Annotated in this window: 23 protein-coding genes; all 23 read left to right on the top strand. The window is 40.7% G+C overall.

The annotated features are described in order from the left end of the window. Positions 1 to 82 precede the first annotated feature (82 nt). Positions 83 to 1,243 (top strand): ADP-forming succinate--CoA ligase subunit beta, encoded by a 1,161-nt coding sequence (gene sucC / locus ACTWP7_RS05525; protein ID WP_443122333.1) that lies wholly within the window; start codon positions 83 to 85, stop codon positions 1,241 to 1,243. A gap of 19 nt (positions 1,244 to 1,262) precedes the next feature. After that, positions 1,263 to 2,165, top strand: coding sequence for a succinate--CoA ligase subunit alpha (gene sucD, locus ACTWP7_RS05520; protein WP_443122332.1), 903 nt, complete (start codon positions 1,263 to 1,265; stop codon positions 2,163 to 2,165). A gap of 159 nt (positions 2,166 to 2,324) precedes the next feature. Next, complete coding sequence (gene dprA, locus ACTWP7_RS05515) at positions 2,325 to 3,203, top strand: DNA-processing protein DprA (protein ID WP_443122331.1); 879 nt, start codon at positions 2,325 to 2,327, stop codon at positions 3,201 to 3,203. A gap of 161 nt (positions 3,204 to 3,364) precedes the next feature. Continuing rightward, on the top strand, positions 3,365 to 5,440 hold the full coding sequence (topA, locus tag ACTWP7_RS05510; RefSeq protein ID WP_443122330.1) for a type I DNA topoisomerase: 2,076 nt from the start codon (positions 3,365 to 3,367) through the stop codon (positions 5,438 to 5,440). Positions 5,441 to 6,013: 573 nt separating this feature from the next. Then, positions 6,014 to 6,919, top strand: a complete 906-nt coding sequence (gene xerC / locus ACTWP7_RS05505; protein WP_443122329.1) for a tyrosine recombinase XerC — start codon at positions 6,014 to 6,016, stop codon at positions 6,917 to 6,919. 9 nt (positions 6,920 to 6,928) lie between these two features. Continuing rightward, entirely contained in the window at positions 6,929 to 7,474 is a 546-nt protein-coding gene (gene hslV / locus ACTWP7_RS05500; RefSeq protein ID WP_014643265.1) for an ATP-dependent protease subunit HslV, read from the top strand. A gap of 14 nt (positions 7,475 to 7,488) precedes the next feature. After that, positions 7,489 to 8,886: an HslU--HslV peptidase ATPase subunit gene (gene hslU / locus ACTWP7_RS05495; RefSeq protein ID WP_443122328.1), complete on the top strand. Its 1,398-nt coding sequence runs from the start codon at positions 7,489 to 7,491 to the stop codon at positions 8,884 to 8,886. Positions 8,887 to 8,910: 24 nt separating this feature from the next. Then, complete coding sequence (gene codY / locus ACTWP7_RS05490) at positions 8,911 to 9,690, top strand: GTP-sensing pleiotropic transcriptional regulator CodY (RefSeq protein ID WP_443122327.1); 780 nt, start codon at positions 8,911 to 8,913, stop codon at positions 9,688 to 9,690. 331 nt (positions 9,691 to 10,021) lie between these two features. After that, the gene (gene flgB / locus ACTWP7_RS05485) at positions 10,022 to 10,414 is read left to right on the top strand and encodes a flagellar basal body rod protein FlgB (protein ID WP_443122444.1); all 393 of its coding nucleotides are present in this window, start codon (positions 10,022 to 10,024) and stop codon (positions 10,412 to 10,414) included. 2 nt (positions 10,415 to 10,416) lie between these two features. After that, positions 10,417 to 10,878 (top strand): flagellar basal body rod protein FlgC, encoded by a 462-nt coding sequence (gene flgC / locus ACTWP7_RS05480; protein WP_443122326.1) that lies wholly within the window; start codon positions 10,417 to 10,419, stop codon positions 10,876 to 10,878. A gap of 17 nt (positions 10,879 to 10,895) precedes the next feature. Continuing rightward, positions 10,896 to 11,210 carry a flagellar hook-basal body complex protein FliE gene (fliE, locus tag ACTWP7_RS05475; RefSeq protein ID WP_443122325.1) on the top strand — a complete coding sequence of 105 codons (315 nt, stop codon included), beginning with the start codon at positions 10,896 to 10,898 and terminating at the stop codon, positions 11,208 to 11,210. A gap of 60 nt (positions 11,211 to 11,270) precedes the next feature. Further along, the gene (gene fliF / locus ACTWP7_RS05470; RefSeq protein WP_443122324.1) at positions 11,271 to 12,860 is read left to right on the top strand and encodes a flagellar basal-body MS-ring/collar protein FliF; all 1,590 of its coding nucleotides are present in this window, start codon (positions 11,271 to 11,273) and stop codon (positions 12,858 to 12,860) included. A 14-nt stretch (positions 12,861 to 12,874) separates the two neighbouring features. Beyond that, a complete protein-coding gene (gene fliG / locus ACTWP7_RS05465; RefSeq protein ID WP_443122323.1) occupies positions 12,875 to 13,888 on the top strand; it encodes a flagellar motor switch protein FliG in 1,014 nt (337 codons plus the stop codon). Further along, positions 13,881 to 14,621 carry a flagellar assembly protein FliH gene (gene fliH, locus ACTWP7_RS05460; protein ID WP_443122322.1) on the top strand — a complete coding sequence of 247 codons (741 nt, stop codon included), beginning with the start codon at positions 13,881 to 13,883 and terminating at the stop codon, positions 14,619 to 14,621. Before fliG ends, fliH begins: the two co-directional genes overlap by 8 nt. Continuing rightward, positions 14,614 to 15,921 (top strand): flagellar protein export ATPase FliI, encoded by a 1,308-nt coding sequence (gene fliI / locus ACTWP7_RS05455; RefSeq protein ID WP_443122321.1) that lies wholly within the window; start codon positions 14,614 to 14,616, stop codon positions 15,919 to 15,921. Before fliH ends, fliI begins: the two co-directional genes overlap by 8 nt. A 13-nt stretch (positions 15,922 to 15,934) precedes the next feature. Beyond that, positions 15,935 to 16,384 (top strand): flagellar export protein FliJ, encoded by a 450-nt coding sequence (fliJ, locus tag ACTWP7_RS05450; protein WP_443122320.1) that lies wholly within the window; start codon positions 15,935 to 15,937, stop codon positions 16,382 to 16,384. Between the two features lie 4 nt (positions 16,385 to 16,388). Beyond that, a complete protein-coding gene (locus tag ACTWP7_RS05445; RefSeq protein ID WP_443122319.1) occupies positions 16,389 to 16,976 on the top strand; it encodes a MotE family protein in 588 nt (195 codons plus the stop codon). Between the two features lie 31 nt (positions 16,977 to 17,007). Next, positions 17,008 to 18,510 carry a flagellar hook-length control protein FliK gene (locus ACTWP7_RS05440; protein WP_443122318.1) on the top strand — a complete coding sequence of 501 codons (1,503 nt, stop codon included), beginning with the start codon at positions 17,008 to 17,010 and terminating at the stop codon, positions 18,508 to 18,510. Between the two features lie 8 nt (positions 18,511 to 18,518). Then, on the top strand, positions 18,519 to 18,974 hold the full coding sequence (flgD, locus tag ACTWP7_RS05435; protein ID WP_443122317.1) for a flagellar hook assembly protein FlgD: 456 nt from the start codon (positions 18,519 to 18,521) through the stop codon (positions 18,972 to 18,974). Further along, positions 18,967 to 19,341, top strand: coding sequence for a TIGR02530 family flagellar biosynthesis protein (locus ACTWP7_RS05430; protein ID WP_443122316.1), 375 nt, complete (start codon positions 18,967 to 18,969; stop codon positions 19,339 to 19,341). The genes flgD and ACTWP7_RS05430 overlap by 8 nt, the downstream gene beginning before the upstream one ends. Positions 19,342 to 19,423: 82 nt before the next feature. Then, positions 19,424 to 20,335 (top strand): flagellar basal body rod protein FlgG, encoded by a 912-nt coding sequence (gene flgG, locus ACTWP7_RS05425; protein ID WP_443122315.1) that lies wholly within the window; start codon positions 19,424 to 19,426, stop codon positions 20,333 to 20,335. A gap of 47 nt (positions 20,336 to 20,382) precedes the next feature. Further along, a complete protein-coding gene (locus ACTWP7_RS05420; protein ID WP_014643281.1) occupies positions 20,383 to 20,598 on the top strand; it encodes a flagellar FlbD family protein in 216 nt (71 codons plus the stop codon). Continuing rightward, positions 20,588 to 21,016 carry a flagellar basal body-associated protein FliL gene (fliL, locus tag ACTWP7_RS05415; protein ID WP_443122314.1) on the top strand — a complete coding sequence of 143 codons (429 nt, stop codon included), beginning with the start codon at positions 20,588 to 20,590 and terminating at the stop codon, positions 21,014 to 21,016. Before ACTWP7_RS05420 ends, fliL begins: the two co-directional genes overlap by 11 nt. Positions 21,017 to 21,027: the final 11 nt, after the last annotated feature.

The raw sequence follows: 21,027 nt of genomic DNA, 5'->3' as shown, positions 1-21,027 counted from the left end.
CAGATATCTGCCTTTGTGTGGACAATTGATAGCGTTTTTTTATACAATGTACATGCAGTGAAATTTGATGGGAGGATGAAACATGAACATTCACGAGTATCAAGGTAAAGAAATAATGCGCGAATTTGGCGTTTCTGTGCCAAATGGCCATGTAGCTTATACCGTAGATGAGGCTGTTGAAGCAGCTCAGAAACTAGGCAGCGATGTAACCGTTGTAAAAGCACAAATCCATGCAGGCGGCAGAGGTAAAGCCGGTGGAGTTAAAATTGCTAAAAACCTCGATGATGTGCGTACATACGCTGAAGAAATTCTTGGTAAGACGCTTGTGACCCATCAGACTGGGCCTGAAGGAAAAGAAGTAAAGCGCTTACTGATTGAAGAAGGCTGCGACATTCAAAGCGAATATTATGTAGGCTTAGTGCTGGACCGTGCCACAAGTAAAATTACAATGATGGCGTCTGAAGAAGGCGGTACAGAAATCGAAGAAGTGGCAGAAAAAACACCTGAAAAAATCTTTAAAGAAGTTATTGATCCTGTGACAGGACTAACACCTTTCCAGGCTCGCAGATTAGCGTTTAATATCAATATTCCAAAAGAAGCTTTAGGCAAAGCGGTTAAATTTATGCTTGGACTTTACGATGTCTTTGTGAAGAAAGACTGCTCTGTAGCAGAAATTAATCCGCTTGTTACTACAGGCGATGGCGAGGTACTTGCGCTCGATTCCAAATTAAATTTTGATGATAACGCCCTGTTCCGTCAAAAAGATGTGGCTGAACTGCGTGATCTTGAAGAAGAAGATCCTAAGGAAGTAGAAGCATCTAAATACGACTTGAGTTATATTGCTCTTGATGGAAATATTGGCTGTATGGTTAACGGAGCAGGTCTTGCGATGGCAACCATGGATACAATCAAACATTATAAAGGCGATCCAGCTAACTTCCTTGATGTTGGGGGCGGTGCCACCACAGAAAAAGTTACGGAAGCATTTAAAATTATCCTGTCCGATGACAATGTAAAAGGTATATACGTAAACATTTTCGGCGGCATTATGAAGTGTGATGTTATTGCTGAAGGTGTTGTAGAGGCAACTAAACAAATCGGTTTGACACTTCCTCTAGTGGTGCGTCTGGAAGGTACGAACGTTGAACAAGGCAAGAGAATTCTGGATGAATCCGGATTGAATATTACTTCTGCAGACTCCATGGCGGAAGGCGCTCAAAAAATCGTAGAACTAGTAAAGTAAAGAAAGGCGGGGAAATCAGATGAGTGTATATATTAACAAAGATACAAAAGTTATTGTACAAGGAATTACAGGCTCGACCGCTTTGTTCCATACGAAACAGATGGTGGAGTATGGAACCCAAATCGTCGGCGGAGTAACACCTGGTAAAGGTGGCACAGAAGTAGAAGGAATTCCTGTTTTTAACACAGTCTCAGAAGCCGTAGAAAAAACAGGGGCTAATGCTTCTGTTATTTATGTACCTGCTCCATTTGCCGCTGATGCGATCATGGAAGCAACAGACGCAGAGATGGATTTGGCGATCTGTATCACAGAACACATCCCGGTCTTGGACATGATTAAAGTGAAGCGGTTTATGGAAGGTAAGAAAACTCGCCTTGTCGGTCCAAACTGTCCAGGTGTAATTACTCCAGATGAGTGTAAAATCGGCATTATGCCGGGATATATTCATAATAAAGGTCACGTAGGCGTGGTTTCTCGTTCAGGGACACTTACCTACGAAGCCGTACACCAGCTTTCTGAAGCCGGTATCGGACAGTCTACAGCTGTTGGAATCGGTGGAGATCCGGTAAACGGAACTGATTTTATCGATGTACTCAAAGCTTTCAATGAAGATGATGATACAGAAGCGGTTATCATGATCGGTGAAATCGGAGGTACTGCTGAAGAAGAAGCAGCTGAATGGGTTAAAGAAAATATGAACAAACCAGTGGTTGGCTTTATCGGTGGACGTACTGCTCCTCCAGGGAAGCGTATGGGCCATGCCGGTGCGATTATTTCTGGTGGAAAAGGAACAGCAGACGAGAAAATCCGTGTGATGAATGAATGTGGTATCCAAGTAGCAGAAACACCTTCTGTTATGGGAGATACTTTGATTAATGTTCTTAAAGATCAAGGTCTACTTGAAAAGTGTAAAACAGTTTAAACAGATTGATTTCTTCATAAACGAATGCGGTAACACGAGAATATTTAAAAATTCTGCACGTGTGCCCTTTTATCAACGGACAAACCATAATTGAAGTGGAATATTATTAAGAACCGTGTCTCTAAAGGCACGGTTCTATTATATGAAAAGAGGTTTGATATGCAATCAGTAAAAGAAAACTTAATACGTCTCCATCACGCCCCTCAAGTAACAAGGCCTCTCCTTAGAAAGATGTTTCAAATCGATCCTCAGCTTCAATTCCCTTTTACATCTACACCCGAACAAATTTCCCGACTATTATCAATTCCGCTGCCTAGAGCGATATCTATTCTCCATCATATTCATGACACTAATATAATGAGGAAACTCGACAATCATTTACAAAAATATGAGTGTGTCACGTTAATGGATGACTCGTATCCACCTTTGTTGAAGGCTATTCCAGACTCTCCGTTTGTACTTTATATGACAGGTAATCCTCAACTGTTAACGGATTCATTAGCTTTGAGCGTCGTAGGGACACGTACCCCATCCTCTTACTCTCTACCAGCTATGAAATCGATTCTTATTCCCTTGATTCACTTTGGTTTTACATTAGTTAGTGGGATGGCGAAAGGAATTGATCAATATGCTCACCATCTCGCCTGCCGTAATAATGGAACGACGATTGCTGTACTTGGTTCTGGTTTTGATCATATCTATCCCACTAATGACATAGCTTTGTATCAATACTTATCTGAAAAGCAACTGGTAATCAGTGAGTACCCTCCAGATCGAAAGGCTGAAAAATACCATTTCCCAGAACGCAATAGGATTATATCAGGATTGACAGGGGCAACATTTGTAGTAGAGGCACGCCTGAGAAGTGGCTCCCTTATTACTGTAGATCAGGCCTTGGAGCAGGGAAGAGACGTATACGCTATGCCCGGTCTTGCAGGTAAGTCTACAAGTGAGGGCTGTCATAAAATAATTAATCAAGGGGCTAAGCTTGTACACAGTTACAAAGATATTCTTGAAGACTGGCTAGAAAAAATTTGAAAAGTAGGAATTAAAGGTGTTACATTCAAGGTCAGTTGAAAGTAAAATTTCTAAAACGAGGGAAAGGTATGTTTGACAAACGGTTTCATTGTATTTAATAATAGGGAAGATTTAAGTTATGTAATGAAGATAGAGAAAACACCTCTATGGGAGGAACCGATATGGCAGATTATCTTGTAATCGTCGAATCACCTGCGAAAGCAAAAACGATCGAACGATACCTAGGAAAGAAATATAAAGTCAAAGCATCCCTCGGGCATGTGCGTGATTTGCCCAAAAGTCAGATGGGGGTAGATGTTGACAATGAATTTGAACCCAAATATATAACCATACGCGGGAAAGGACCTGTGTTAAAGGATTTAAAAACTGCAGCCAAGAAAGCAAAAAAAGTATATCTAGCTGCCGACCCTGATAGAGAGGGAGAGGCTATTGCCTGGCATTTAGCTCATAGTCTGGATATAGATGAAGCGTCTGAATGCAGAGTGGTCTTTAACGAAATTACGAAGGAAGCTATTAAAGATTCTTTCAAACAGCCTCGTACCATTGATTCTCATCTAGTAGACGCCCAGCAGGCTCGACGGATATTGGATCGTCTTGTGGGGTATAACATCAGTCCTATTTTATGGAAAAAAGTTAAAAAAGGCTTAAGTGCCGGACGTGTTCAATCAGTAGCGCTTAAAATTATCGTTGATCGTGAGAATGAAATCAAAAAATTCGTTCCTGAAGAATATTGGACCATTGAAGCGGATTTCTTAAAGGATAAAGAGAAATTCGAAGGTTCATTTTATGGTGTCGATGGCAAGAAACAGGATTTGAAAAACGAAGAGGACGTCAAAACAATTCAACAGCGCATGACTGGGAAAGATTTCTCTGTTGAAAAGGTAAATAAAAGAGAGAGAAAGCGTAACCCCTCTTTACCATTCACCACTTCATCCCTCCAACAGGAAGCTGCCCGTAAGCTGAATTTTCGGGCGAAGAAGACGATGATGATTGCGCAGCAGTTATACGAGGGAATTGATCTAGGTGGGAAGCAAGGTACTACTGGTTTAATTACTTATATGCGTACCGACTCTACACGCTTATCAAATTCTGCAAAAGATGACGCCAAACAATATATTGAAAATAACTTCGGAAGTGAGTACCTGGGTAATAGTAAGAAGACCAAGAAACAAGAAGGCGCACAAGATGCCCATGAAGCCATCAGGCCTACAGGAGCTGATCGAGACCCGAAGGCTATGAAGAGTATTCTTTCAAGAGATCAGTACCGCTTGTATAAATTGGTGTGGGATCGCTTTGTTTCCAGTCAAATGGCACCAGCTGTGCTGGACACCATGACCGTTCACCTCTATAACCAAGGAGTCGAGTTCCGTGCTACAGGTTCTGAAGTGAAGTTCAAAGGGTTTATGAAAGTGTATATTGAAGGCAGAGACGATAATAAAAAAGAAAAAGATAAGCTGCTTCCTCATTTAGAAGAAGGGATGACCGTGAAAGCTGAAGAGATCACGCCCAACCAGCACTTTACTCAACCACCTCCGAGATACACAGAAGCTCGACTGGTTAAAACTCTGGAAGAGCTGGGAATTGGGCGTCCATCAACTTACGCGCCAACACTCGATACCATCCAGCGCCGTGGATATGTAGCATTGGATAACAAACGTTTCGTACCTACTGAGCTAGGAGAAATTGTTCTTGAACAACTGATTGAATACTTTCCTGAGATCATTGACCTCGATTTTACCAAAGAAATGGAAGATGACTTAGATGCAATTGAAGTAGGGAAAGAAGACTGGGTCTCCATCATCGGTGATTTTTATAAAGACTTCCAGCCTCGTTTGGAAAAAGCGGAAAAAGAGATGGAAGAGATAGAAATTAAAGATGAGCCAGCAGGAATTGACTGCGAGAATTGCGGCCATGAAATGGTTTATAAGATGGGAAGGTATGGAAAATTTCTAGCCTGTTCGAACTTCCCTGAATGCCGCAATACGAAACCGATTCTTAAAAAGATCGGAGTCACATGTCCGAAGTGTCAAAAAGGGGACGTTGTCGAAAGGAAGAGCAAGAAAAACCGTAAGTTCTACGGGTGTGATCGTTATCCCGAATGTGAGTTCATCTCGTGGGATAAACCAATCAGCCGGCCGTGTCCTAAATGTGAAGCTCTGCTTGTTGAGAAGCGGGCTAAAAAAGGTACTCAAATTACATGTACCAATTGTGACTATAAAGAAGAACCACAATCATAGCCTGTGGTTATAAAAGGGAGAGTCTATGACTATTATGATAGTTGTAGACTCTTTTCTTTTTCGCTCCATTAAATTTTCATGGTGATTTATAATGAGATACTCCATAATGTGTGAAATCAGCCCTGAGGCATTATAGCAAGAAGTAATAGTGGCTGTGGGAACGATGCGGAAATGTAGAACGCTCCTCCCATGTCCTGCAGTACCTCATTAAAGTGAGTTCATTTTTTCGTCTTTCCTATACCTTTTAAGGTATAGGATCCAAAACTGTATCTTTTTCGACAATACAGCTTAACAAGTCGTGTGAAGAATCACTAACAATGTTTATCAGCCCCTTTATTCTAAGCTTGTTCATTCTTGAATTGACACACTACTTATGGAAAGCTATAATTACGGTTTGGTAAGAATAAATACTTGACAGGTAAATGATTCCACTTCACCCCTGTTAATTTCCATAAAGAGTTATTTTCTTCAATTCATTTGGAAACAATTCAGAATTTTGTTACATTTTCATTAATATCATTGTGATTACGATTACAAGTGTGATAAAATTTAAACGCCTTTGTGAGGTGAACTATGGAAGAGTTTCAAACATATAAGCAGATGTATCTTGAGTACTTACAGATAGAAAAGAATGCATCGCCATTAACAGTGGAGAATTATTCTATTGATATGGATGAATTTGCGAAGTTTTTACAGGCGGAACAACTAAATTTTGTAGATTGTGACTATTCATCCATACGTATTTACTTATCACAACTACATGCAAATCTACTTTCTAGAAGAACGGTATCTAGAAAGATATCCAGCTTGAGAAGTTTTTTTCGGTTTCTTGAGCGGGAACAGATTGTTACAAAAAACCCTTTTCTAAATGTTTCACTTCCTAAGGAAGCCAATCCTATCCCTGACTTTTTCTATCAGGAGGAATTGAAGCATTTGTTTACGGTCAGCGATAAAAAAAATCCACTGGGACAGCGAAATCAAGCATTGATTGAATTATTATATGGTACTGGTATTCGGGTAAGCGAAGCGACCCGGATCGAACTACACGATATAGATCTTTCTCTTTCTACTTTACTCGTGCACGGGAAAGGAAGAAAAGAAAGGTATGTACCTTTTGGGCAATTTGCCAGTCAGGCCATGCAATCCTATATAGAAGATGGAAGAAGAGTACTTCAGCAAAAGAATTCCAGTCCTACCCCTGTACTATTTTTAAATTCTAAAGGAACACCTTTAACGGCCCGTGGTATTCGGATGATTCTCAATAAAATGGTAGAGGATGCTGCTTTAACTGTGGATATTCATCCCCATAAACTGAGACATTCATTTGCTACTCATATGCTTAATGAAGGAGCAGATCTCCGTTCGGTGCAGGAATTACTGGGCCATGAGCATTTATCTTCAACCCAGATTTATACCCATGTAACTAAAGATCGACTACGGCATGTTTATATGAACAGCCATCCAAGAGCAAATAAATGAGGTGAGTATATGGAACAACAATTCCACGCAACAACGATATTTGCTGTCCAGCACAATGGTCAGTGTGCGATGAGTGGTGATGGGCAGGTGACGCTTGGGAACCAGGTGGTTATGAAGCATAAAGCACGAAAAGTACGCAGGCTTTACAATGATCAAGTATTAGCAGGCTTTGCAGGATCTGTAGCAGATGCCTTTACTTTATTTGAAAAATTTGAAGGAAAGCTCGAAAGTTTTGATGGCAATTTAGCAAGAGCTTCCGTGGAGTTAGCCAAGGAGTGGCGCAGTGATCGTGTGTTAAGAAAGCTTGAAGCCATGCTTATTGTGATGGATCGTAATCACATGTTTCTGGTATCCGGTACTGGGGAAGTTATAGAGCCGGATGATGGAATTCTGGCTATAGGCTCCGGGGGTAACTTTGCTTTAAGTGCAGGTCGTGCCCTTAAACGTTATTCACCTGATCAATCAGCTGAACAAATTGCTCAAGCCGCATTAGAAATAGCAGGAGAAATCTGTGTATTTACAAATGATCAAATTATCCTGGAAGTTCTCAAATAAGGGGGACCTTTGCAATGTCGTTAAATTTAACACCTAAACAAATAGTAGAAAAACTCGATCAATATATTATAGGGCAGAATAGCGCAAAGAAATCGGTTGCTATAGCTCTTAGAAATCGATATCGCCGTATGCAGCTAACCGGTGATATCCGTGACGAAATTGTACCTAAAAATATTCTTATGATGGGTCCGACTGGTGTAGGAAAAACAGAAATTGCCCGTAGACTAGCCAAATTGGTAGGAGCGCCATTCGTTAAGGTAGAAGCCACGAAGTTTACTGAAGTTGGCTATGTGGGCCGTGATGTCGAATCTATGGTTCGGGATCTTGTGGAAATGGCTGTACGAATGGTGAAAGAAGAAAAAATGGAAGAAGTCAAGGAAAGAGCAGAAGAACAGGCCAATAAGCGGCTTGTAAAACTCCTTGTACCTTCCAAGAAGAAGCAGCAGAATAATTTTAAAAACCCGCTGGAAATGTTTTTTAACCAGGGAGATCAGCAGGAAAGTGAACCAAAGCCGGATCAGGAAGAAAAAGAAATCGAAACTAAGCGAAGCCGTATTCGTCAGCAGTTGGATATGGGCGAGCTTGAAGACCGTATGGTTACTATTGAGGTGGAAGAATCGCAATCCTCTATGTTTGACATGATGCAAGGATCAGGAATGGAACAAATGGGGATGAACATGCAGGATGCATTTAGCCAGTTCATGCCTAAAAAAACCAAAAAAAGAAAGCTGCCCGTTTCTGAAGCGCGTAAAGTCCTTACTCAGGAAGAAGCGAGTAAATTAGTAGATATGGATGAAGTAGGGCAGGAAGCCGTAAACAAAGTTGAACAGTCAGGCATGATTTTTATTGATGAAATCGATAAGGTAGCTGCAAAAGGGGACAATCAAGCTAACGTTTCCCGAGAAGGTGTTCAGCGTGATATTCTTCCCATTGTAGAAGGTTCGACAATTGTGACTAAACACGGTGCCGTTTCAACCGATCACATTTTATTTATTGCCGCTGGTGCCTTTCATATGGCCAAGCCTTCGGATCTGATTCCTGAGCTGCAGGGCAGATTCCCGATTCGTGTTGAACTTAATAAGCTTAACGTAGAGGACTTCCGAAACATCTTAGTAGAACCCTCCAATGCTTTATTAAAACAATATAAAGCATTATTGGAAATTGAAGGTATAAAGGTTGAATTTTCTGACGATGCTATTACTAGACTCGCAGAGATTGCCCATGAAGTGAATCAGGAGACGGATAATATTGGTGCGAGACGACTTCACACCATTTTGGAAAAGTTATTAGAGGACTTGTCATTTGAAGCACCAGATGTAACGATGGAAACCATTGAAATTACGCCACAATATGTTGACAGCAAACTGTCCTCTATTGTGAAAAATAAAGATCTAAGTCGTTTTATTTTATAGACATACTATAAGGAGGAATAACAGATGAAATTATTAGACCGTGCCAGAAGAATTAACGCTATGCTTCAGAAAACTACAGGGAAATCGGTGGATTTTAATGATATGTCCGCCACAATGAGAGATGTGATCGAAGCGAATACATTTGTATTGAGCCGTCGAGGTAAACTTCTTGGCTTTGCTATTAATCAGGAAATTGAAAATGAGCGAATGAAGACGATGCTGACTGAACGTCAATTTCCACAAGAATATACTCAGAACTTATTTAATATCCAGGAAACAACCCCTGATATTGATATCGATAGTGAATATACGGCTTTCCCTGTAGAAAACCGAGAATTGTTTGAGCAGGGTTTGACTACGATTGTTCCGATCATCGGAGGAGGACAGCGATTAGGTACGTTAATTCTAAGTCGAATTAACAGAAGTTTTAACGACGATGATCTTCTGCTTGCTGAATATGGTGCAACCGTGGTTGGTATGGAAATCCTTCATGAGAAAACAGAGGAGATTGAACAGGAAGCTCGCAGTAAAGCCGTTGTTCAAATGGCGATTAGTTCTTTATCCTACAGTGAATTGGAAGCAATTGAGCACATTTTTGAAGAACTGGAAGGAAACGAAGGTCTGCTGGTTGCCAGTAAAATAGCGGATCGCGTAGGAATTACCCGTTCGGTAATTGTCAACGCTTTACGTAAGTTAGAAAGTGCTGGAGTTATTGAGTCTCGCTCTTTAGGTATGAAAGGGACGTATATTAAAGTCTTGAACAATAACTTCCTAGTGGAGCTTCAAAAACTTCGCACAAATTAATTACAGAAAAACCGCTGCTTTTAAGAAAGCAGCGGTTTTTTTTATATTCAAAATTGGAAAAAAAAGGTTATATACCCATCTAAATCATATTTTTATAAAATTTATGTAAATCTAATTTATTTACCGAACGAACTGTGTAATAATGTTCATTATAATAGTATTTTCGACAAAATCCTTTAAAAACCATTGTTATAAGTTTAAAGTCCTGGTTATTTAGTTCTATTTATAGAGTGATTAAAAAAATACTGTTGTACTACATAGACAGAGGTATACATACTTTTTTACAATTAGGTTTGTGAACCTAGAAACATGTCGAATTGAGGTGGTTAAGCTGAAATTATTTAATGATACTTTTGACACATTAGAAAAATCCTTAAACTATGCTTCTGAAAAGAACCGTACCATATCTAACAATATATCCAATGTGGATACTCCAGGCTATAAAGCTAAAGATGTTGTTTTTAAAGATCACTTAAACCGCGCTGAAGCTTCTCTATCAGCCAAAAAAACCAGTCACAAACATATCGATTTCCATAATAGAGAATCCGCCTCCTACAATACAACCACAAACAATAGTACTACATATAACCACAATGGAAATAACGTCGACATTGATAAAGAAATGAGCAGCTTGGCACAGAACCAGATATACTATCAAGCTCTGGCTGATCGCATGAGTGGTAAGTTCAGGAGCATGGAATCCGTAATTAAAGGAGGGAATTAACCATGGGTATCTTTGATGCAATGAACACAAGTGCCAGTGGATTGACGGCCCAGCGGTTGAGAATGGATGTAGCTTCCTCTAATGTTGCAAATGCAAACTCCACAAGAGCTGAAATTAATGAAGAGGGAGAATCGGAGCCTTATCGTAGGAAAATGGTCGTATTTGAACCGGAGGACAAAAGTTTTAAGTCTCACCTCGAAAATGCCTCCCGTCTATCAACTCAATCCGAAAGCAGTCAGGGTGTAAAAGCTTCAAAAATTGCGGAGGATGAGACACCTTTCAAACAAGTGTTTTACCCGGACCATCCCGATGCAAATTCAGAAGGATATGTCCAGACTCCTAACGTAGATCCTTTACAGGAAATGGTGGATATGATGAGTGCCACACGTTCTTATGAAGCTAATGTGACTTCTCTGAATGCCTCCAAAAGTATGCTGATGAAAGCCCTGGAAATAGGAAGATAACGAGAAGGAGAGATTAAATGCCAGATCTAAATACTATAACGGGATTACCGTCGATCCAATCAAGTGCTCCCTCGTCTCGATTAAACACGGTCAGCTCCCCTGCAGAGGCTCAAGTCAAGTTTGCTGATCAATTGAAAAATGCTATCGATAAAGTGAATCAAGGCCAGATCGAATCGGATCAGAAAACAAAAGCCCTGGCAAGCGGTGAGATTGATAACCTGCATGAAGTGATGATTACTTCAAAGAAAGCCAGTATTACGATGCAAACATCGGTAGAGGTGAGAAATAAAGTGGTAGAAGCATATAAAGAAATTATGAGAATGCAAGTGTAATACAACTAACACAAGTTGTTATAACATTCGTAGACAGCGTGCTTTTTTTTGGGGGCAGTTATGAAAGAAAAACTAGTACAGTACAAATATCGTATTACTTCGTTTTGGAAAGATAGAAGCAAAGGTCAGAAATCGGTCATACTTGGTGGTATAGGAGCTATCCTGTTAATAGTAGCCCTGGTGAGTATATTCGCATCCAGTTCAAAAATGGTTCCTCTATATAAGGATTTAACAATACAGGAAATTGGACAAATTAAAACAGAACTGGACACCAGAGGAGTTTCATATGAATTGGAAGAAAACGGTACATCAATTCTTGTGCCAGAACCTCAGGCAGAGGCGCTTCTTGTAGATTTAGCTGCGGCAGGACTTCCGAGCAGCGGTTCGATAGATTATGGGTTTTTTAGTGATAATACGTCATGGGGAATGACGGATAATGAGTTTAATATGATTAAGCTTGACGCGATGCAAAGCGAGCTTGCCAATATGATGAAGGGAATCGGTGGAATTCAGGATGCTAAGGTTATGATCAACATTCCAGAGGAGGAGGTGTTTGCATCCGAGACAGAGCAAACAGCCTCAGCTTCGATCGTACTGACTGTTCAACATGGATATCAGATGGAGAACGGTCAAATAGAAGCACTTTATAACCTGGCTTCGAAATCCGTTCCTAACTTGTCTAAAGATAATATCGTAATCATGGATCAAAACTTTAAGTATTTTGATTTAAATAATTCAAATTCACCTAAAAGTCAGGACGCTTATACATATCAGCAGAATGTGAAGAAAAATATTGAACGTGACATTAAGCAGGATGTCCAGCGTATGCTTGGCAGGATGATTGGTCAGCAGAAAGTGATTGCAACCGTTACAGCAGATGTTGATTTTACAAAAGAAAATCGTGTCGAAGAACTGGTAGAGCCGGTTGACCCTGACACTATGGAAGGACTGCCGGTAAGTATTGAACGGATCGAAGAAACCTATGAAGGAGGAGTGCCTGAAGGGGGAGTCCCAGGTGCAGGAGAGGAAGATGTAGCGAACTACCCTGCTGATGGAGAAGGGTCTAACGGGGATTATGAAATGAACCGTGAAACGATTAATAATGAATTTAACCGCATTAAGAGAAATATTGAGGAAAGCCCTTTTAAAGTAAGGGATCTTGGAATTCAGGTAGCTATTGATAGTACTAAAGGTGCTGATGAGCAAGGATCTGTTGAACAATTATCTGCTGAAGAGCAGCAAACCGTTGAGGAAAGCGTGCAGTCAATACTTAACTCAATGATTACAACATCCATTAATGAAAGTTATGGAGAAGTAAACCCGGAGGAAAAAATATCAATCGTTTTTCAAGAATTCAGTGAGCAGCCATCCCCTCCTAAGCCCTCTCCTGGAATTCCAATGTGGATGTACGCAATAGGAGCTGTTCTTGTGACTGTTATTGTGGTGCTAATCGTTTTGTTAATGAGAAGAAAAAGGCAAGAAGAAGAAATTTATGAAGACACTGTAGAAGAGGAAATACCTCCCTATGTGCCTGGGATTGAAGAAAAGGTGACCGCTTCGACTCAACAGAGAGAACAGTTAGAAAAGATGGCAAAGGAAAAGCCTGAAGAATTTGCTAAATTATTGCGATCGTGGATCGCGGAAGAATAAGGGAGGGTTCTTCAATGGCCTTAAAAAAGTCAGCGTTATCTGGAAAGCAGAAAGCAGCTGTCCTCTTAATCTCTTTAGGACCAGATGTAGCCGCACAGGTATACAAACACTTAAATGAAGAAGAAATAGAACAATTAACACTCGAAATATCTTCAGTTCAAAAAGTAAATTCAAAAGAGAAAGAAGAAATAGTAGAACAATTCCATCAGATTGCTCTGGCGCAGGATTATATTTCTCAAGGAGGGATTGGCTATGCCAAAACCATTCTTGAAAAAGCTTTGGGGGAAGACGAAGCATCCAACATTATCGGACGCTTGACATCTTCTCTTCAAGTGAAGCCTTTTGATTTTGCAAGGAAAGCTGAACCATCTCAGATTTTGAATTTTATTCAGAATGAACACCCTCAAACGATTGCTCTAGTTTTATCTTATTTGGATGCAGCCCAGTCCGGCCAGATTCTTTCTGAACTTCCACAGGAGCTGCAAGCCGATGTTGCACGCAGAATTGCTACGATGGAATCGACTTCTCCAGAAATTATCAATCAGGTGGAACAAATACTTAAAAAAAAACTTTCAGCCACAGTAACCCATGACTATACAGAAACAGGCGGTATTCAAGCTGTTGTTGAAGTGCTCAATGGAGTCGATAGAAGTACGGAACGAACAATATTAGACTCATTAGAAATTCAGGATCCCGAACTAGCCGAGGAAATTAAAAAACGCATGTTCGTATTCGAGGATATTGTCTCACTTGATAATCGAGCCATTCAAAGAGTCATACGCGAGGTTGAAAATGAAGACCTTCGCTTATCATTGAAAATTTCGAGTGATGAAGTTAAAAATCTAGTATTTTCCAATATGTCCCAGCGAATGGCTGAAACGTTTGAAGAAGAGATGGAAGTTATGGGACCTGTACGCTTACGTGATGTAGAAGAGGCTCAAACCAGAGTTGTGGCTACTATTAGACGTTTAGAAGATGTGGGTGAAATCGTGGTAGCGCGCGGCGGGGGTGACGACATTATTGTCTAGTTTCAATCAATGTTCACAACGTATTATCCAGATTAAGCCTATCGAAAAGCTAACACCTGCTGGATCCGTGGAAGAAAATCTTTGCAATGAACAAGAGCTTGCAGAGCAAAAAAGAGAGCAAGCTGAAAGAATTTTAGAAGAGGCACGGGAAGAAGCTTCACAACTGCTTCAGCAAGCTGAACACAAAATCGATGCAGATAAGAAAGCCTGGCATGAAGAAAGAGTTCAATTGGTTCAGGCCGCAGAAAAAGAAGGATACGAGGCCGGTGTAACACAGGGTTATCAGGATTACACGGAAAAGTTGGAAGAAGCAAACCATATTATTGCGAAAGCGAACCAATCTTATCACTCGATTGTAGCATCAAGTGAAGAAACCATCGTCGAAATTGCTCTTCGTGCAGCTGAAAAAATATTAAATTGCCATTTGGAAGACCATCCAGAGTCTTTTTCGTACCTTGTTAAAAAAGTAGTTAAGGAAGTTCATGAGCAGCCTGAAATAGCCATTTATGTGCATCCTGATCAATATAGCTATATACAGTCCCAGGCAGAAGAATTGCAAAGAATGACAAGTTTGAAAACCAACTTGTCTATCTATGTAAAAGATGAGATGGAGCCTTTTTCATGCGTGCTTGAATCCCCTTTCGGACGCATTGATGCTGGGATAGACAGTCAGCTGAAAGAATTGAGAGAGAAAGTTTTTCGTGTGGTTCAGGAGGCGGTTCCTTATGAATAAGGACACTTATTTACAAGTTATTGATCGATCAGACATCTTTAAACGCTACGGCCGCATTCATCGGGTGGTAGGCTTGATGGTGGAGTCAAAGGGTCCGGAAGCTTCGATTGGAGATTTATGCTATATCCATTCACATTCTGACCGGAACCAGTCCATTGCTGCGGAAGTGGTTGGTTTCAATCAAGAGAATATTCTCCTTATGCCTTATAAAGAAATGCGAGATATCAGTCCTGGTAGTTTAGTAGAAGCAACAGGTGAACCCATGAAAGTCAAAGCAGGAACAGGATTGATTGGTAAGATTCTGGATGCTACAGGGCAGCCGCTGGACGGTCGTGCATTACCCAAAGGCTTAACGATGTATCCAACAGACCAGTCTCCGCCTAATCCGTTATCAAGGCCCACTATTAAAGAGCCGATTCAAGTAGGAGTTCGTGCAATTGATTCTTTGTTAACGGTTGGAAAAGGGCAACGTGTAGGTATATTTGCGGGAAGTGGTGTAGGTAAAAGTACCCTTATGGGAATGATCTCAAGAAATAGCTCTGCCGATTTAAATGTTATAGCACTCATTGGTGAGCGGGGAAGAGAAGTGAGAGAATTTATTGAAAACGATCTAGGAGAAGAGGGGCTAAAACGTTCCATCGTTATCGTAGCTACATCTGATCAGCCAGCTCTTATGAGAACTAAAGGAGCCTATACTGCTACTGCGATAAGCGAGTACTTTAGAGATCTTGGCTATAACGTCAACCTTATGATGGACTCTGTAACCCGCTTTGCCATGGCTCAGCGTGAAATCGGACTTGCGACAGGCGAGCCTCCCACGACTAAAGGTTACACACCTTCCGTATTTGCTCTCTTACCCAAGCTGCTTGAAAGAACCGGTACGAGCAGTAAAGGAACGATTACTGCTTTTTACACCGTGCTGGTTGATGGTGACGATATGAATGAACCGGTATCAGACACCGTGCGAGGGATACTTGATGGACACTTTGTACTGGATCGAAACCTTGCAGAACAAGGCCAATTTCCAGCCATAAACATATTGAGATCAATCAGCCGGGTAATGAAGCAGATTACATCAGATGAACATAAACAATCAGCCGAACGCCTTCGTGCTTTGCTTGCGAGGTACGAGGAAAATAGTGAATTGATTCAAATAGGAGCTTATAAAAAAGGCAGCAGTAAGGATATTGATCAGGCGATTCATTATCACCCTTCCATCATTAATTTTCTGAAGCAAGGTGTACAAGAACCTTCAAGTTTTGAAGGATCACAGGATTTGCTAAAACAGTTATTTACATAGGAGTGGAAATTGGATGGCTCATTTGCGTGGTTTTCATAAAATTAAGGATTTAAGGGACCGGGAGAGAACAGAGCAAGAGAAACAACATCAATCTCGAGTCGAGACATTTGAACAGAAAGCAACACAGCTGTATGAGGTATTGAAGGAAAAAGAAGAAGCCGAGCACTCATTCCATCAGACCCTTTCAAAAAGAACGATTCAGGCTATGACTTTTATTCAGCACCAGCAATACATAGAGCGCTTAGAGGAACGTATTGACTCGCTGCAGCCTGAAGTTCGAGACGCCCGCCAGGCTATGTACAACTCCCAGGAAAAATTAACAGACGCTTATGTAGAAGTGAAGAAATTTGAAAAGCTCATCGAACAAAAGCAGAAAAAGCATCAAAAATGGGTTAAAGATGAAGAAAATAAACAAATGGATGATTTGTCCATGAGACAATTTTTAAATTTCCAAAGCAGGTGAGGTCATGGCAAAGAAAATAACGGATAAGCAGCAAGGCAGTAAACTTCAATGGTTCTTCCTTGTAATTATTATTCCCATAGTGTTTGCCATCACCTTAGCTTGGATTGTCTTAACTCTTCTAGGTGTGAATGTTACAGAACAAGCTGGCAAGTATGTAAGTAAAGTGCCAGGGATGTCTCAGAGCGCTTCTGTTGCAGAGGAAGAAAATACTAAATCAAACAAGAAGGAAGTTCAGTCTTCTCTTGACGCCAAGAATGAAGAGATTGAGCTGCTTGAAGAAGAACTCAGTGCCAAACAGACAGAGATCGATGAACTTGAACAAAAGGTAGTTAAATTAGAGGCTGATGTGAAATCAGCTCAAGAAGTAAAAGAAGAAAAACCTGAAAATGAGAAAGTGATGGACATGGCTGCTTCTTTTCAGCAAATGGAGCCGGAAGAAGCGGCGCCTATAGTGGAGAACATGAGTCAAGATCTTGCTATACAGGTACTTGAAAATGTAGCAAGCGAAGAAAGAGGATTGATTTTTGGTCAGATGAGTCCAGAAGCAGCCGCTGGAATCGCTGGTGAAATCATTAACTCATCTGAGAATTAATGGCGTTTTATCTTGAAAGGAGGTGAAAACAATGGATCTTGTCCATCAGATGTTTAGCACGGCACGATCCCAGCCGCTGCTTCTATTTAACTCCCCAACAGAAGGTAAGAATTCCAAAGGATCATTTCAAGACTTATTATCCACCTTGCAAGAGAATAGGGAGAGTTTAAATGTTCCGGGCAAGGCAGGTATAGGTCCAATTGATGAAATGGTACAGAAGCTTCGCCGCCAATTAAATGAACTGTTTACAAAACTAAAGTCCTATCAAAAAGAAACTGATCAAGGAAATGGACAGGGGTTAAAAGAACTGGAACAGCTGGCTGAGCTCCAAATTCAGTTTGAAGACGATGCGGTTATGCCTTCAGATTTGGACATATTAACGGGTTTAGACTCCGCTCTTAAAATGCTTCAAGGAGTAATTAAAGCGGAGGAAGCAGAAGGGGGTAATTCGAAAGAAGAGACTAGCCTAGTGAAAGACCCAAAGGTTTCAGATCTTTTTCAAACCATAAATGAAACCATACACTTGGTTCAGAATGTACTTAAAGGCACTGAGGAGCAAAAAAAGAAAATGTCGAATGACACCCACTTTATTACCCTCCCTATTCCTTCCAACTTCACACAATTGGAAAAAAGTCAAGTATTTAATAACTTTGAGCAGAAAGAGATTGATCTCCAAAAATTATGGGTTAAGTTTCAGCAAAACATTCATAGTTTGGAAAACAACAATAAAGATGTTCATTCCAAGGTCAATGGTTATTCAACCAAAGTATTAGTTATTAAAGATGTCATTCAATCGATTTCCCAAATATCCAATCAAGTACCTGAGGGAAAATGGACATCCATGCTGAGCAAGCTATCAGAGCAAGGAACTGAATTTGAAAATAAGCTGTTTAGAGGTTTATGGAATACCTATCAGAATAGACAAACTGTTCCGTCTGGTTATCAAAGGTTGGCGCCTGTTAATGGAAAGGAAATGGGGAAGTGGATTTCACAGTATATTGATAAGCATACGGACAATTCTCGAACCTCGGCACTTTCTCTTCAAACCATGCCGATGGCAAAAGTAGAGCAACATGTGATTCAGATCCATCAGAATCAGCTGTCTTCTTCTATCCCAAACCAGTTTATGAAAGAACTGGAACGTATCCTTCAATCCAGCCGGTGGTTTACCAGCAAGCCGGGCAGTATGGAAATGCAGTTAAAACTTAAGCCTCACAATCTTGGGGAGATGACGGTGAAACTTGCGCAAATAAATGGTGAACTAACCGTGAAGATTATTGCTAGCAGTCAAGCAGCGAAAGAAATGCTGGAAAGTAATATGGGTCAGTTGCGTCATATGTTCTCCCCTCAGCAGGTCGTAGTTGAAAAGAATGAAGGATTATCTGACCAGCAGTCGTTCTATTCTTTCGATGAGGATCAAGCCGGGCACGAAGAACAAAAAGAAAAACAGTCAAATCAGATAGATTCGGATAGTGAAGAACAATCTGAGGATGGAGAGTCTTTTTACGATATTTTAATGAATGAGAAAGTTTAGGTGATGACATGAATACGATTGATTCGTCCTACTATTTAAAAAATCAGCCAGCTGCCGGGAGCACAAATACCTCCCTCGGAAAAGATGAATTCTTAAAGATTTTAATGGCGCAAATTCAAAATCAAAACCCTCTTGACCCTATGAAAGATAAAGAGTTTATCTCCCAGATGACCCAGTTTTCTAATTTGGAACAAATGACGAATATGTCTCAATCTATGGAGAAATTTTTAGAAACTCAAAGTCTACCGCCCCTGGTCCAATATAGCGGTTTGATAGGTAAGGAAGTTAGCTACCCAATAGCTAATGAAGAAACGGGGGCCCGGGAGAGTGTAGAAAAAGGAGTAGTTACATCCGTGGCTCAAAAAGACGGAAATACCTCTCTTGAGTTGAATTCAGGCCTTAAACTCCCAGTCAACCAAATTATATCTGTCAGTGATACAGGTGAAGAAAGTTCCGGTGAATAGATTGAATCCCCGTATTCATCAATTTCACCAACCACTACAGGCACCTCTAGGGAACAAAACGAAAACGAAAACAGATACCTCCTTTCAAAAGGTTCTTAATGAAACTCAGACATTAAAAATAAGTAAACATGCAGAAAAGCGGTTGAAACAACGGAATATAGAAATTGAAGAAAACAAATGGAATGAGATTTCAAATAAGATGGCGGAAGCCAAATCCAAAGGTGTAACGGATAGTTTAGTCATTACTAACCAGGCAGCTTTTGTAGTAAGTACCAATAATAACACTGTAGTTACAGCGCTTGGAAGAGAAGAAGCTGCATCTCAAATTTTCACAAACATAAATGGCACCATTGTTTTAGACGATTAGGCTGGACCCTCAAGGGAGGCCGTACTACCGCTGACTGATGGAAGCGGCTGATCTAATTAAAAAATGAGAGGAATGTTGCAATATGCTACGTTCAATGTATGCGGGAATTTCCGGAATGAAAGGCTTTCAAACACAGTTAGATACGATTGGAAATAACATTGCCAATGTAAATACGTACGGATACAAAAAAGGGCGCGTTACATTTCAGGATATGATGAGTCAAACGATGACAGGAGCTCAAGGGCCTACTGAGGGAGCAAACGGCAACGCGCGAGGAGGTTTGAACCCTTCTCAAGTAGGGCTGGGATCTCAAACAGGATCTATTGATACAATCCATACTCAAGGCAATCGCCAGACTACGAATCGCCCCTTGGATTTGTCTCTTGAAGGAGACGGGATGTTTATGCTTGCCGAAGGTGGAACGGATGACATTGATACTGACGGGAAAACATTCAATCTTGACAACGTGAATACAAGCTTTACGAGAGCGGGAAATTTCTATTTGGATTCTGAAGGGGCAATCGTGAACAATGAAGGAAAATACTTAGTTGGGGAGCCTTATTCTATAAATCAAAACGGTCCGAATACCGCACAAAACATTGCAGGAATAATTACCATTCCTGAAGACGCTCAGAGTTTTAGTATCCAGCCGGACGGTGCTGTAAGTTATGTAGATGTTGATGGTACACCTAAAGTAGCAGGGCAGATCAGACTGGCTAACTTTGCTAACCCAAGCGGCCTTGAAAAGGTGGGTGGCAATTCCTATCGCTATACCACTAACGCTGGTGAGCCCAATGCGGAATTAGGCGATCTTTCGGTTGCTGGAGAGGATGGAACAGGACAAATGGTCGCAGGGGCTCTTGAGATGTCCAATGTGGATTTAGCTGAATCGTTCACTGAAATGATTACAGCACAAAGGGGATTTCAGGCCAATACGAGGATTATTACGACTTCAGATGAAATTCTTCAGGAACTAGTTAACTTGAAACGATAACCGGAGAGGAGGGCGGGGAGGCGGATTATAAAGCCTCCCTGATCATTATGATAGCTTTAACGAAATTAAACGGAGATTCGTTTACCTTAAACGCAATCTACATAGAGCAAATTCAATCCAATCCGGACACTATGATAACTACAACTCAAGGAAAAAAGCTTCTGGTTAAAGAGCAGGAAGAAATTGTGGTAAAGAAAATCAAAAGGTTTTATAGAGAAGTAGGGCTTTTTAGAATAGCTGGACAGGCAGGTGATGACGATTAAAAATCGAGTCTTTAAGACAATGATTATTATTCTCAGTACACTTACTCTTCTCGGTGCAGCCACCCTTATTATCGTCATGAATCTGAATGGTACAGATGAAGTAAGTGGAAAAAGATCCATTGATGAAATGCGTGAGTCCTCTATGCTGACGGAGGATATTACAACGGATTTAAAGAATGGGGACTTTGTCCGCATCCGCTTTCGTGTAGTAACAGACAGCAAAAAATCTTTAGAAGAATTACAAAAGAGAGATTTCCAGATGCAAAATATATTGATTAAAGAACTTGCGGTTATGGATTCGGAATCGTTTCAATCGGGTCTGGGTGACCTTGAGGACCAGTTAAAAGCAAAATTGAACGAGGTGATGAGCCAGGGGACCGTTACTGAAGTTTATACAGTAGACAAGGTTCTACAATAACTAACAATTCT

Origin of the sequence: Halobacillus sp. B29, assembly GCF_052246755.1 — a bacterium.
GTDB lineage: Bacteria > Bacillota > Bacilli > Bacillales > Halobacillaceae > Halobacillus > Halobacillus halophilus.
The sequence above is the reverse complement of the archived record's forward strand: the minus strand, read 5'-3'. Positions and strand labels throughout refer to the sequence as shown.